13 protein-coding genes and 3 tRNA genes are annotated in these 13,161 nt (G+C 71.7%); 11 read left to right on the top strand and 5 right to left on the bottom strand.

The annotated features are described in order from the left end of the window. Positions 1-17: 17 nt before the first annotated feature. Both DEJ16_RS06730 and DEJ16_RS06725 read right to left on the bottom strand, forming a co-directional pair. Positions 18-1,484, bottom strand: a complete 1,467-nt coding sequence (locus DEJ16_RS06730; RefSeq protein WP_110825674.1) for an NlpC/P60 family protein — start codon at positions 1,482-1,484, stop codon at positions 18-20. 30 nt (positions 1,485-1,514) lie between these two features. Beyond that, positions 1,515-2,816, bottom strand: a complete 1,302-nt coding sequence (locus tag DEJ16_RS06725; protein WP_146232833.1) for a M23 family metallopeptidase — start codon at positions 2,814-2,816, stop codon at positions 1,515-1,517. A 330-nt stretch (positions 2,817-3,146) separates the two neighbouring features. Here DEJ16_RS06725 and DEJ16_RS06720 point away from each other — a divergent pair. From DEJ16_RS06720 to DEJ16_RS06710, 3 genes are all read left to right on the top strand, one after another. Then, positions 3,147-3,219, top strand: a tRNA-Glu gene (locus DEJ16_RS06720). A gap of 71 nt (positions 3,220-3,290) precedes the next feature. Beyond that, positions 3,291-3,367: transfer RNA gene (locus tag DEJ16_RS06715), tRNA-Asp, on the top strand. A 1-nt stretch (position 3,368) separates the two neighbouring features. Then, positions 3,369-3,441 (top strand) — tRNA-Phe (locus DEJ16_RS06710). Positions 3,442-3,649: 208 nt separating this feature from the next. Here the strand turns inward: DEJ16_RS06710 and DEJ16_RS06705 are convergent. Then, positions 3,650-4,660, bottom strand: coding sequence for an aldo/keto reductase family protein (locus DEJ16_RS06705; protein WP_110825676.1), 1,011 nt, complete (start codon positions 4,658-4,660; stop codon positions 3,650-3,652). 681 nt (positions 4,661-5,341) lie between these two features. Here DEJ16_RS06705 and DEJ16_RS15510 point away from each other — a divergent pair. Continuing rightward, entirely contained in the window at positions 5,342-5,536 is a 195-nt protein-coding gene (locus DEJ16_RS15510) for a hypothetical protein (RefSeq protein WP_146232832.1), read from the top strand. 59 nt (positions 5,537-5,595) lie between these two features. Next, positions 5,596-6,597, top strand: coding sequence for an SDR family oxidoreductase (locus tag DEJ16_RS06695; RefSeq protein WP_110825678.1), 1,002 nt, complete (start codon positions 5,596-5,598; stop codon positions 6,595-6,597). A 229-nt stretch (positions 6,598-6,826) separates the two neighbouring features. Here DEJ16_RS06695 and rocD read toward each other — a convergent pair whose 3' ends face one another. Together rocD and ddaH are read right to left on the bottom strand one after the other, a co-directional pair. Beyond that, positions 6,827-8,062: an ornithine--oxo-acid transaminase gene (gene rocD, locus DEJ16_RS06690; protein ID WP_110825679.1), complete on the bottom strand. Its 1,236-nt coding sequence runs from the start codon at positions 8,060-8,062 to the stop codon at positions 6,827-6,829. Beyond that, on the bottom strand, positions 8,062-8,952 hold the full coding sequence (gene ddaH / locus DEJ16_RS06685; protein WP_220032665.1) for a dimethylargininase: 891 nt from the start codon (positions 8,950-8,952) through the stop codon (positions 8,062-8,064). The genes rocD and ddaH overlap by 1 nt, the downstream gene beginning before the upstream one ends. A gap of 217 nt (positions 8,953-9,169) precedes the next feature. Between ddaH and DEJ16_RS06680 the strand changes: the two genes are divergently transcribed. From DEJ16_RS06680 to DEJ16_RS06655, 6 genes are all read left to right on the top strand, one after another. Further along, positions 9,170-9,607 carry an Lrp/AsnC family transcriptional regulator gene (locus DEJ16_RS06680; RefSeq protein WP_110825680.1) on the top strand — a complete coding sequence of 146 codons (438 nt, stop codon included), beginning with the start codon at positions 9,170-9,172 and terminating at the stop codon, positions 9,605-9,607. A gap of 86 nt (positions 9,608-9,693) precedes the next feature. Then, positions 9,694-9,999, top strand: coding sequence for a hypothetical protein (locus DEJ16_RS06675; RefSeq protein ID WP_110825681.1), 306 nt, complete (start codon positions 9,694-9,696; stop codon positions 9,997-9,999). 32 nt (positions 10,000-10,031) lie between these two features. Beyond that, positions 10,032-10,874 (top strand): nitroreductase family protein, encoded by an 843-nt coding sequence (locus DEJ16_RS06670; RefSeq protein WP_110825682.1) that lies wholly within the window; start codon positions 10,032-10,034, stop codon positions 10,872-10,874. Next, positions 10,871-11,671 (top strand): YqjF family protein, encoded by an 801-nt coding sequence (locus DEJ16_RS06665; RefSeq protein WP_258365849.1) that lies wholly within the window; start codon positions 10,871-10,873, stop codon positions 11,669-11,671. The genes DEJ16_RS06670 and DEJ16_RS06665 overlap by 4 nt, the downstream gene beginning before the upstream one ends. Positions 11,672-11,752: 81 nt before the next feature. Further along, the gene (locus tag DEJ16_RS06660; protein WP_110825683.1) at positions 11,753-12,751 is read left to right on the top strand and encodes an SDR family oxidoreductase; all 999 of its coding nucleotides are present in this window, start codon (positions 11,753-11,755) and stop codon (positions 12,749-12,751) included. Further along, the gene (locus DEJ16_RS06655; RefSeq protein WP_110825684.1) at positions 12,748-13,101 is read left to right on the top strand and encodes a hypothetical protein; all 354 of its coding nucleotides are present in this window, start codon (positions 12,748-12,750) and stop codon (positions 13,099-13,101) included. The genes DEJ16_RS06660 and DEJ16_RS06655 overlap by 4 nt, the downstream gene beginning before the upstream one ends. The last annotated feature ends 60 nt before the right edge of the window (positions 13,102-13,161 follow it).

Below are 13,161 nucleotides of genomic sequence, written 5' to 3'. Positions count from 1 at the left end.
TTCCGGGTCGGCTCGCGTCAGACCGCGCCGGAGGGCCGCGCCACGTAGGGCAGCAGGTCGCCCGGCAGCCAGATCGGCCGCTCGACCACACCGACCCGGGGGTTCGCGGCCTCGACCATCATGCCGCCGCCCGTGTAGATCGAGTCGTGGTAGCCGCCGGCAGCGGTACCGGTGTGCGAGTAGAACAGGATGTCGCCGGGCTGACGCTGCGACAGCGGCACGAGTCGGCCGATCGAGCCGAAGTAGTTGTATTGCCAGACCACGTTGTGGCCACCGGTCGCGATGCCCTGCGAGTTGTAGGCCATCATCACGAGGCCCGAGCAGTCCCACGAGTTCGGCCCGGCGCCGCCCATCGAGTACGGCTTGCCGAGCTGCCCGCGGGCGTACGCGATCGCGCCGGCGGCCTTCGACGGACTGCTCACGGGCTTGGGTGCCGGAGCCGGCGCGGGCGCAGGAGCGGGGGCGGGCTTCGGCGCCGCCGGCTGCGGGGCCGGTGCGGCGGGCCTCGGGGCTGCGGGCTTCGGAGCTGCCGGCTTCGGGGCTGCGGGCTTCGGTGCTGCCGGTGCCGGGACGGACGGGTTCGCCGGGTTCCTCGACGGCGTCGACCCCGTGGCGTTCCCCCCACCGGCGGCCGCACCGTCGGCGCCGGTCTCCGCCGCGGGACGGGCAGCACCCGGCCGGGTCGGACGCGCCGCCGCCCGCTTCGCCTGCGCCGCGAGCTCGATCTCCGCCTGCTCGGCCTGCTTCGCCGACCAGTACGCCTGCTCGGTCGCGACCGTCGTGCCCTTGAGGAAGGCGAGCTGCTCGAGCACCTCGTCCTGTGCCTCCTGGCCGGCCTGCAGCGCCGACTGCGCGTCGGCGGCGACGTCGTTCGCGGCGTCGAAGGCGTCCTTCGTGGCGTCCGTGGCGTCCGTGAGGGCCTTCGTCGCCTGACGCTGCTGCGCCGCGAGGGAGTCGACCGTGCGGCGGTCGGCCTGTGCTCGCTCGAGCACGGTGGCCGATCGCTCCGACAGGTGTGACATCGTGCCGACCTGGTAGAGCAGGTCGTCGACGTCACGCGAGTCGACGAGCATCGAGGTCGACAGGTCACCGCCACCCGACCGGGACAGCTCGACGACGAGCGCCGCGACCTGACCGGCCGACTCGTCCGCCGCGGCCTTCGCCCGCTCCGACTCCGCGGTGAGGCCGTCGAGCGTGTCCTTCGCCTGCTGCTGCCGGGAGGCCGCCAGGGCGTACGTCTGCCCGGCCTCCTGCACGGTCGCACCGGTGCGGTCCACCCGGTCCTGCAGCGTCGCCATCCGGGCGGTGAGCGCGTCGACGGTGCGCTGCTGCTCCGCCTGGTCGTCCTTCGCCGCCTGCACGTCCTTCCACGACGGAGCGGACGGTGCGGCCTGGGCGGGGACGGCGACCGCGACGGACAGCCCGAGGCTGAGCATCGAGACGGTGGCGATCCCGCAGACCAGGGAACGTGCAGGCTTCTTCATCGGGTCAGTGCCTCCTGGCAGTGCTCGTGCTCATACCGAGATCCCCCGCGCTGCCATGAAGGGGACGGGGTCGACGGCTGCGCCGTTCACCCGGGTCTCGAAGTGCAGGTGGCAGCCGGTCGACCAGCCGGTCGAACCGACCTGGGCGATCTGCTGGCCGGCTGTGACGTGCTGCCCGGAGGAGACCATGATCCCGCCGTCGACGATGTGCCCGTAGGCCGTCGAGATGCCGCCGCCGTTGTCGAGGATGACCTCGTTGCCGTACCCGCCGCCGTTCCCCGCGAAGGTCACCGTGCCGGATGCCGCTGCGTAGATGGGCGAGTAGCAGGCCGGGGCCAGGTCGACGCCCGCGTGCAGTGTGTAGACGTGCGTGTACGGGTCGACGCGCAGGCCGTACGGGCTCGACTGGTAGCCGGCGGCGGGCCGGACCCACCCGGACGAGGCCGCGGGGACGTTCCCGGTCGCGGGTGCGGGCACTCCGGCCGTCGCGGCCGGCGGTAGTGCCTTCGCCGCTTCGGCAGCCGCCGCGGCGCGGGCCGCCGCCAGGCGGGCCTGCCGCGCCTTCTCGGCGCGGACGCCCTTCTCGTACTGGGCCTGCGTCGTCTCGGTCTTCGACGTCAGGGCGGCGAGCTGGGCCTCCAGGCGGTCCTGGTTCGCCTGCTGGGCGGCGACCGCGGCCTGCGCCTGGTCGGCCGCGTCCTGCGCAGCACGCATCTTCGCCTGGGCCTCGTCGGCGAGGTCACCGAGGGCGTCCTCGGCGACCTTCGACTTGTCGGCCAGCGCCTGCGCGGTGCCGCGGTCCTGGCTCGCCTCGGAGTAGATGCCGTCGGCCTGTTCGGTGAGCTTCGACATGGCGCCGAGTTCGTACAGCAGGTCGCCGGAGGCCGAGGGCTTCGTGAGGAGGTCCGTGGTGACGTCCTCGGCGTTCGAGCGGCCGAGCTGCGCGGCGAGCTGTCCCGCCTGCGCCTCGGACGCGGAAGCCGTCTTGGCCGCCTCGTCCGCCTGGGCCTGGAGCTTCCGCTGCTCGAGCGCCTTGCGGTCGTACTCCGTCTGGGCGTCCTGGTAGGCCGTCCCGGCAGCAGCGGCGGCCTTCTCCTTGGCGGCGGACGCGGACTCGAGCTGGGCGATGAGGCCCTTGATCTCGGAGACCTTCTCGGACTGTGCGGCCTGCGACTGCTTGGCGGCCTGCACGTCGTCCCAGCTCGGGTAGCTCGCGGCGGAAGCGGCGCCGCTCGGCACGAGTGCCACGAGGGCTCCGGCCGCGAGGACGACGGACACCCCGGCGGCGACGAAGCGGCGGCGGGGGCGAGCGGGCGATGAGGATGTCGTCATGGTCTCGATCTCGTAACGGTGCGGTGCGGCGTGCGTCACACTGTCAACAAACGCAACAGTAACAACACGACCGAGCCCGGGGACACCCCCGTGGAGGGGTGAGTGGCCGCTGTCGATGGTTCCACCGCGGCGGGCGTCACCGTGGGACACCGCTCGGCTCGCTTGCTGAAGGTCCGTCGAGGTGCACGTCCTGAGCGGTGCGGGAGTCAGCACGCTCGGACGTGCGGGAACACCCGCGACACGCCGAAGGACGGCGTCGGACGGGCTCGATTTGGCAAGAGGGCCGACCGTCCGTATGCTTGTCCATCGGTAGCGCGATGCACTGCTTGCGGCCCCATCGTTTAGTGGCCTAGGACACCGCCCTTTCACGGCGGCAGCACGGGTTCGAATCCCGTTGGGGTCACTCCTCATCGGGGGACAGCAAGCAGAACAGAACGAAACCGAGCAAGATCAGCAATAACAGCAATTCCACATGGCCCTGTAGCGCAGTTGGTTAGCGTGCCGCCCTGTCACGGCGGAGGTCGCGGGTTCAAGTCCCGTCAGGGTCGCCACGGCTGGGTAGCTCAGTTGGTAGAGCGTTCGACTGAAAATCGAAAGGTCCGCGGATCGACGCCGCGTCCAGCCACGGTGAAGAGCCCCTCACGAGAGTGAGGGGCTCTTTTGCGTTGGTGGGGCCGGCCAGCCCGCGGTCGCGGTCGCGGTTCGGTTCGCGGTCGCGGTTCGGATCGTCCCCGCACAACAGGACGCGGCTCGAACCGCGGGGATCCACGGTTCGAGCCGCTTTCTGTTGTGCGGCGTCGGCCAGGAGGCTCCTCCCGGCCGGGCAGCGCGGCCTACGCCTCGCGGGTCTTCGGGCTGCTGTCGTTCGTCTTCGCCGGGTCGCGCTCGACGACACCACCGAGGGCGTCGTCGATGCGGCTCATCAGCTCGGCCGGGATCTGCACCCCGGCAGCGCCGGCGTTGTCGTGCACCTGCTCCGGTCGCGAAGCGCCGATGATCGCCGACGCCACGTTCTCGTTCTGCAGGACCCACGCCACGGCGAGCTGCGCCATCGAGAGACCCAGTTCGTCGGCGATCGGCTTGAGCTCCTGCACGGCCGAGAGGACCTCGTCGTTCATGAAGCGCTCGATCATCTTCGCGCCGCCCTTGTCGTCGGTGGCGCGCGAGCCCTCGGGCAGCGGCTGCCCGGGCTGGTACTTGCCCGTCAGGACGCCCTGCGCGATCGGCGACCAGACGATCTGCGAGATGCCGAGCTCCTTCGAGGTGGGGACGACCTCCTCCTCGATGACCCGCCACAGCGCGGAGTACTGCGGCTGGTTCGAGATGAGCTGGAACCCGAGGTCCTTCGCCAGTGCGGCACCGGCACGGAGCTGGTCGGCCGTCCACTCGGAGACGCCGACGTACAGGACCTTGCCCTGGCGCACGATGTCGGCGAACGCCTGCATCGTCTCCTCGAGCGGCGTCTCGTGGTCGAAGCGGTGCGCCTGGTACAGGTCGACGTAGTCGGTCTGCAGGCGGCCGAGGGAGCCGTCGATCGACTCGAGGATGTGCTTGCGCGACAGCCCGGTGTCGTTGTGGCCCTTGGGACCGGTCGGCCCGAAGACCTTCGTGGCGATCTCGAGCGACTGGCGGCGCTCGCCCTTCAGCGCTTCACCGAGGACGGTCTCGGCGCCGGTGTTGGCGTAGACGTCCGCGGTGTCGAACGTCGAGATGCCGACCTCGAGGGCGGCCTTGACGCAGGCGATCGCCGCGTCGTTCTCGACCTGGGAGGCGTGGGTGAGCCAGTTGCCGTACGTGATCTCGGAGACCTTGAGGCCCGAGTTGCCGGGGTAGCGGTACTCCATGTGCTGTCACTCCTGTCGTGGCCGCTTCGGTGCGGCACCGCCCGTGACGGTAGTCCTCAGCGGGTGAACCGCCTCTGCAGCGGCCCACACACCAGTACGCTGAAGTATCAGTGGCGGCCGGACACGACGAAACCCCGGCGATGTGGCCGGGGCCAGGGATCGTTCCGGGGTCTTCAAGGGGATGCTACACCGGAGGGGAACGATGACGGAAGGACGTCTACGGCCGCAGGATCACCGCGTGCTCGCCGAACTCCTCACCGCGGCGCGCTTGTCCTCCTACGAGCGATCCATGGACTCACGTGGAGGAGCGCTGCGGTTGTACGAGTGGAACATGCGTGCCGCAGCGAGCGTGATGGAACTCACCGGGATGGTCGAGGTCCTGTGTCGAATTCGCTCGACCGGGAGTTACGTGCCTGGGCGGCTCGCCGTGGAACGGAGGGCGACCTCTGGTTCGACTCGGTGCCCTTGGACTCGCACGGCCGAGCGGATCTCGCGAAGGCTCGTGTGCGGGCCGCGCGCGGTACCCGCAGGGAGGAAGCACACGGGCGCGTTGTCGCTGAGTTGACCTTCGGCTTCTGGCGCTACCTCGTCGAGTCCAGATACCACACGTCCCTCTGGGTCCCGGATCTCCACCGGGCCTTCCCGTACGGACCCGCTGATCTCCGATCCCGGAGGAACGAGGTGAAACGCCGGCTGCAGCAACTGCACTTCGTCCGCAACCGCGCGGCTCACCACGAGCCGATCCACCAGCGAGACCTTCGCCGGGACCACGACTACGCGATCGAACTGCTCCGCTGGGTCAGCCCGATCGCCGCCGAGTGGGCGTCCGCGACGACGAGCCTCCCCGCGGTCCTCGACGCCCGCCCCAGCCCCTGAGGTGCAGGATCGCAAGGGACGCGGTGCGCGGATGCACCGCCGGGAGCAAGGGAGCATCCATGACCGGACCCAGTGTGCTGTTCATCGGCGGGAGCGGCGTCATCAGCGCCGCCTGCGTCCGCGAGGCGGTGGACCAGGGCTTCGACGTCAGCGTGCTCAACCGGGGCACGACGGAGAAGCGGGCGCTCCCGGACGCGGTGACGCGCCTCCAGGCCGACGTGTCGGACCGCGACGCCGTCGCGTCGGCGCTCGGCGACCGCACGTTCGACGTCGTGGCGGACTTCGTGGCGTTCACGCCCGACCAGGTGCAGGCCGACATCGACCTGTTCGCCGGGAAGACCAGGCAGTACGTCTTCATCAGCTCGGCCTCGGCGTACCAGACCCCGCCGACGCACCTGCCGGTGACGGAGTCGACGCCGCTGAAGAACCCGTACTGGCAGTACTCGCGGGACAAGATCGCGTGCGAGGACCTGCTCGTCGCGGCCTACCGGCAGGACGACTTCCCGATGACGATCATCCGGCCGTCGCACACCTACGACGAGACGCTGCTGCCGTTCGACGGCGGGTGGACGGTCGTGGACCGCATGCGCCGCGGCAAGCCGGTCATCGTGCCGGGCGACGGGACCTCGCTGTGGACACTCACGCACGTGCGGGACTTCGCGGTCGCGTTCGTCGGGGTGCTCGACCGGGCGGAGGCGATCGGCGAGGCGTTCCACATCACCGGCCAGGAGTCGCCGACGTGGGACCGCATCCACCAGGAGGTCGCAGCCGCGGCGGGAGCGCCCGAGCCGACGATCGTGCACGTCCCCTCGGACGCGATCATGGCCGCCGACGCCGAGTGGGGCGCCGGGGTCGTGGGCGACAAGGCGAACAGCATGGTCTTCGACAACAGCAAGGTGCGGACGCTCGTGCCGGGCTGGGCGGCGCGGACGACGTTCCGCGAGGGTGCCCGCGAGCTGGTCGCCTGGTACGACGCCCACCCGGAGGCGCAGGTCGTCGACGAGGAGAAGGACGCACTCATGGACCGCCTGGCCGAGGCGTACGCGCCGGGCCGCGTCTAGCGAGCGCCGTCGGACGGGAGGCGCGGCCGGTCTGGCCCCGCGCCTCCCGTCCGGCGCGCGGCAGGCTCCGGCCGCCGCGGCGCGCGAGGTGCGGAACGCGGCGCGCACTGGCGGGGCACAACAGGAACCGGCTCGAACCGCGGACGTCCGTGGTTCGAGCCGGTTCCTGTTGTGCGGGTGCGGCTCGCGCCGGCCGGCGTTCGGCGCCGGCCAGCCGGCTGGCCGCCGCTCAGGCGCCGCGCGTGGCGGGGGCGCGGAGGACCGCGCCGAGGGCCTGCATCGCGGTGCCGATCTCCTCGTCCGTGACGACGAGCGGCGGGGCGAAGCGGATCGTCGAGCCGTGCGTGTCCTTCACGAGCACCCCGCGGTCCGCGAGGTCCGCCGCGACCTCCTTGCCGGTGCCGAGCGCGGGGTCGATGTCGATCCCGGCCCACAGTCCGGCGACCCGGTGTGCGACCACGCCCTCGTCCATGAGCTCGTCGAGGTACCCGCGGAGCACCGGTTCGCCGTCGAGCGCCCGCTGCTGGAAGGTGCCCTCGGCGAGCATCGCGACGACCTCGGTGCCGACGGCCGCGGCGAGCGGGTTGCCGCCGAAGGTCGACCCGTGCTCCCCGGGGCGCAGGACCCCGAGCACGTCCGCGCGCCCGACCACGGCCGAGACCGGGACGATGCCACCGCCGAGCGCCTTGCCGAGCGTGATGAGGTCCGGGGTCACGCCGACGCGCTGGACGGCGAGGGTGTGCCCGGTACGGCCGAGCCCGGACTGGATCTCGTCCGCGATGAACAGCGCACCGAACTCGTCGCAGACCGCGCGGACCGCGGGCAGGTAGTCCGCCGGCGGGATCACCACGCCGCCCTCGCCCTGGATCGGCTCGAGCAGCACGGCCACGACGGTGTCGTCCATCGCGTCCCGGAGCGCCGACGCGTCGCCGTACGGGACGGTCCGGAAGCCCGGCGTGTACGGACCGAAGTCCGCCCGCGCCGAGGGGTCGTCGGAGAACGAGATGATCGTCGTGGTGCGGCCGTGGAAGTTCCCGCTCGCGACGATGACCGTGGCCTGCCCCTGCGGGACGCCCTTGACGCGGTAGCCCCAGGCTCGGGCGACCTTGATCGCGGACTCCACCGCTTCGGCGCCGGTGTTCATCGGCAGCATCATCTCGGTGCCGGTGAGCTCGGTGAGGGCGGTGGCGAACGGGCCGAGCCGGTCGGTGACGAACGCCCGGCTCGTCAGCGTCACGCGGTCGAGCTGGTCGCGGGCCGCGGTGAGGAGGCGCGGGTTGCCGTGCCCGAAGTTCACCGCCGAGTACGCGGCGAGTCCGTCGAGGTAGGTGCGGCCGTCGACGTCGGTGACGGTCGCCCCCGATCCGGACGCGATGACGACCGGCAGCGGGCTGTAGTTGTGGGCGAGGGTGCGGTCCTCCACGGCGAGCGCGGCGGCCGTGTTCGCCCCGAGCGCGCCGGCCATCAGGACCGCGCCACCGAGGTGCCGGTGCCGACGGGGTGCAGGTCGAGCGTGCAGCACTTCACGCCACCGCCACCGAGGAGCAGCTCGGACAGGTCGACGCCGATCGGGTTGTAGCCCTTCTCGCGGAGCTGCGAGGCGAACGTGGTGGCCCGGGAGGCGATCACGACGTTGTACCCGTCGGAGTACGAGTTGAGCCCGAGGATCGCGGCGTCCTCCTCGGTGGCGATGATCGCGTCCGGGAAGCGCTCGCGCAGGATGGCGAGGGACGGCTCGTCGAAGGCGCTCTCGAGGTACGCGATGTTCGACTTCCCCTCGGCGTCGGGCACCGGGTCGAGCGCAGCGATGGCGGTGTCCAGGTGGTAGAAGCTCGGGTTGATCAGCTTCAGGGTGACGACCTCGCGGCCGTACACCCGGGCGAGCTCCTCGTGGGAGGTGCTGTCCGAACGGAACCCGGTGCCGGCGTAGATGGTGTCGCCGATGAGGAGGAAGTCGCCCTCGCCCTCGTTCGTCTCCTCGGGCTCGGCGACGGTCAGGCCGGCCTGGCGGAACCAGTCCATGTACGCCGGACCCTCGGGCTGGCGCTCCGGGTACTGGAACTTCGCGCCGTACGCGACACCGTCGAGCACGAAGCCGCCGTTGGCCGCGTAGACCATGTCCGGCAGGCCCTCGACGGGCTCGATCTGGTGGATCTCGAAGCCGAGCTGCTCGTAGACGTCGACGAGGGACTGCCACTGCTCGACGGCCTTCGAGGTGTCGGTCGGCTCCTCCGGGTGCATCCAGGGGTTGATCCGGTAGCTGACCGTGTAGTGGGTCGGCTTGCACATGAGGATGGTGCGCTTGGTGGCCGTGCGCTGCGGAACGGCGGTGGGCTGGGGTGCGGTGTTCGACACGAGGTCCTCCAGGACCGGGGCCCGAGCCTGCCAGGAACCACCACGGTGAGAGCTCCGACGAGACGCAGGCTCACTCGCCGGAGGCGGACCAGGTCGACGCCTGTCCTGAGTCTGGCACAGGAGGGAGGTCCGGCACAGCACCGACGCCGCGCTCCGGGCGCACGATTCCTGCGTCGGACGTGCTGGTCTCGCAAGGAGCCCGCGTAGGATCGGGACAATGGATTCGCTCGACCACCGCATCCTCGACCAGCTCCGGGAGAACGCCCGCGCGGGCTACGGCGAGATCGGTTCGGTCGTCGGGCTCTCCGCCTCCGCCGTGAAGCGTCGCGTCGACCGACTCGTGGCCGACGGGGTCATCCAGGGCTTCACGATCAAGGTCGACCCCGCGGTGGACGACCGCGGCACCGAGGCGTGGGTCGAGCTGTACTGCCGCGGCACGGTCTCACCCGACGAACTCCGCACGCTCCTCGACGCCGTGCCCGAGGTCGTCGACGCCGGCACCGTCACCGGCAGCGCTGACGCCGTCGTGCACATGCGGTCGCGGGACCTCCCGGCGCTCGAGGAAGCCCTCGACCGGGTCCGCCTCGCGCCCCAGGTCGACCACACCCGTTCGGCGATCGTGCTGTCGAAGCTCGTCAGCCGCGGCTCCGACTGAGCCCGGTGCGGAGCTTCGCGACCATGGGACGGACGACGACAGCCGGGAGGCAGGGCACGCCTCCCGGCTCGACCACCGCCCGGCGGATGGTCACCGCTGCGGCCGTCGCGTACGTCGTCAACTGCCTGTGGGGCACCGCCGTGGCGGTGCGCCTCATCCGCACCCGCAGGCTGCGGGTCGTCCACCACGGCCTGTTCGTCGTCACCGCGGCGCTGACCGGTGCCGCCGCGACGACGCCGATGTGGACGCGGTCGCGGGCCGGCCTGTTCCTGCTGCCCGCGCTCGTGCCGCTGGCGCTCGCTCCACGGACCGACCCCCGCAGCGGAGCACACTGGAAGACCGCGGTCGCCGCGGCGCCGTCCTACCTGGGGGCGGTCCTCCTGCGGCGCTGACCGCCCCAGCCGACCCAGTCCGAAGGACAGCAGTGGAACTCATCGAGGCCATCCGGCGCCGTCGCACCACCAACGGGGCGTTCCTGCCCGACCCGGTGTCCGAGGAGCACCAGCGACTGCTGGTCGAACTCGCGGGTCGCGCCCCCTCGCAGCTGAACAGCCAGCCGTGGCGGTTCGTCCTGGTCGAGGAGCGCGAGACGATCGACCGGATCGCCGACATCAGCGGTCGGACGATGACGAAGACCATGTCCGAGGGGACGTTCTTCGAGCGGTACAAGCCGTACTTCCGGTTCTCGCAAGCGGAGATGGACGAGCGCCGCTCCGGCATGCTCTTCGACAAGCTCCCCGCGCCGCTGCGCCCGTTCACGAGCCAGGTGTTCACCAGGCGCGGGCAGTTCCTCATGAACGCGCTCCGGGTGCCGCAGACCCTCGGCGAGGAGAACCGGAAGCTCGTGGCCGGCTCGCCGCTGCTCCTCGGGGTGATGCTCGACCGGGACGAGTACCGGAAGGAGGCCCGCAACGCCTTCTACTCGGTGTTCAGCATGGGCGCCGCGATGGAGAACATCTGGCTCGCCACGACCGAGCTCGGTCTCGGCATCCAGTTCGTCTCGTTCCCGATGGAGATCGAGGAGTCGTGGAACGAGGTGGAGCAGCTGCTCGAGGTGCCACCGGAGCTCGAACTGATGGCCGTCTACCGGATCGGGTACACCCCGCCGGAGCGTCGCCGGCCGGCGATCGACTGGGTGTCGAACGAGCGGAAGCGGCCCTCGCAGTACGTGTTCCGCGGCACGTGTGCGACGCCGCAGGAGGGCTGGGACGACGTCTCGGCCGTCGGACACCTCGACCCCGAGGCGACGGACGGGGGCACGCGGTGACGGCGACCGTGCCTGCCGGTGGTGGTCCGGTCCTCCCGGGCGGGCCCGTCGACCCGGTCTCGGCGACCGCGCCCGCGCTGCCGGGGCGCCCGTGGATCGAGCAGGCCTGGCGCGACGTCGTCTTCGTGCACTGGCGGGTGGACGTGTCCGCGGTCGCACCGCTCCTGCCGGCCGGGACCCGACCGGACACCATGGCTCCCGACGGCTCCGACGACGGGGCGACGACGTGGGTGGGGCTCATCGCGTTCAGCTTCGAGGACACCCGGTTCCCGCCGCTCGGACCGCTCGGCCGGACCGGCGGCCTCGGCGACTTCCTCGAGGTCAACGTCCGCGTCTACACACGGGACGACACCGGACGGCGCGGCGTCGTGTTCCTGTCGCTCGACGCGGGGAAGCTGCTGCCCGCTGCCGCCGCCCGGGTCGTCACGGGGACGCCGTACCACTGGGCGCGGACCGGCCGACGGCAGGACGGCGACCGGACGGCGTACGCGGTGCACCGCCACGGGACGCACCTGCGGTCCCGTCTGGAGGTCGAGGTCGGCGATCCGATCGCCGAGCCGACCCCGCTCGAGTCGTTCCTCACCGCACGGTGGGGCATGCACGTCGGGCGGGCCGGTCGGACCGCGTGGTGGCCGAACGAGCACGACGCGTGGGTGCTGCACCGGGCGACGCTCCGCGGGCTGCGCGACGACCTGGTCCGCGCCGCCGGCCTGCCCGCCGCGCTCACCGAGCTCGAGCCGGACTCGGTGCTGTACTCCCCCGGCGTCGTGACGCGGTTCGCGGGGCCGCGCGCCTGACCGATCGCGAGCGCGTCGGCGGGCCGGGGATCGGGGGACACCGGCTGACACACGGGTCGCAGCGTCCGGTAGAAGGGACGCATGACACGAGTGGCTGTGGTGACCGGTGGATCGGCTGGACTGGGACGGGCCACGGTCCGGGAGCTCGCGGCACGCGGGTGGGACGTCGCCGTGCTCGCCCGTGGTGAGGACGGCGTGCGCGCGGCCGTCGCGGAGGTCGAGGCGGCCGGGCAGCGTGGACTCGCGCTCGTGGCCGACGTCGCCGACCGCCAGGCCGTCGAGGACGCCGCCGACCGCGTCGAGGCGGAGCTCGGCCCGATCGACCTCTGGGTGAACGGCGTCATGGTCGGGGTGTTCGGCAGGTTCCTCGACACCGCGCCGGAGGACTTCGAGCGCGCGACCCAGGTCGACTACCTCGGGTTCGTGAACGGCACGCGTGCGGCACTGACGCGCATGGTGCCGCGCGACTCCGGGCACGTCATCCAGGTCGGTTCGGCCCTGGGCTCGCGGGGCATCCCCCTGCAGGGCGCCTACTGCGGGTCGAAGCACGCGATCGTCGGGTTCACCGAGTCGGTCGTCTCCGAGCTCATCGAGCAGGGCAGCAAGGTGCAGATCAGCCGGGTGGACATGCCGGCCCTCAACACGATCCAGTTCGGGTGGGTGCAGTCCTCGCTCCCGCACCACGCGCAGCCGGTCGCGCCGATCTACCAGCCCGAGGTCGGTGCCCGCGCCATCGCCGTCACCGCCGAACGCCCCCGTCGTCGCACCTGGGTCGGGGAGTCCACGGTCTACACGATCCTGGCCAACCGGATCAGCGGGCGCTTCGCGGACTGGTACGCGGCGAAGACACTCGTCAGCGGGCAGCAGATCCCGGACAAGGACGGCGAGGAGATCGGCGTCAACCTGTACGAGCCGGTACCCGGTGACCACGGGGCGCACGGGGCCTTCGACGAGCAGTCGCACGACTGGTCACCGCAGACCTGGTGGGTCGAGCACCGCCGACTCGGCAACGGGATCCTCGGAGCGGCGCTCGGCGTCGCCGGGGTCGCCCTCGCCACCGCGGCAGGACGCCGCCGATGAGCCGCCGGACCAGCACCACCGGGGTGGACCGCGCCGCCGTCGTCGAGGTCCTCCGCGCCGGCATCGGTGTGGCGCACCTGCTCGGGGCACGGCGGGCGCTCGGTCGCCCCGCGGTCCTCGGGCGGGTCCTCGGCGTCCGGCAGCTCGCGCAGGCGACGATCACGGGACGTGCCGGGACCCCGGAGGCCCACACGCTCGGCGCCGTCGTGGACGCCGTGCACGGGCTCACGATGGTCCCGCTCGCGCTGTTCGACCGGCAGTCCCGACGCTTCGCGGTCCGGCAGGTGTGGATCGCCACGCTGCTGACGGTGTTGGAGGTCGCCCTCGTGGGGACCGGGCGCCGCCGCTGATCGTCCACCCGTCGGCGCGACTGGTATACATCACACCCATGTGATGTTCATGGCCGCGCG

The organism is Curtobacterium sp. MCJR17_055 (assembly GCF_003224335.1).
GTDB lineage: Bacteria > Actinomycetota > Actinomycetes > Actinomycetales > Microbacteriaceae > Curtobacterium.
Note: the sequence above shows the minus strand (reverse complement) of the source record. Positions and strands in the feature narration are given on the sequence as shown.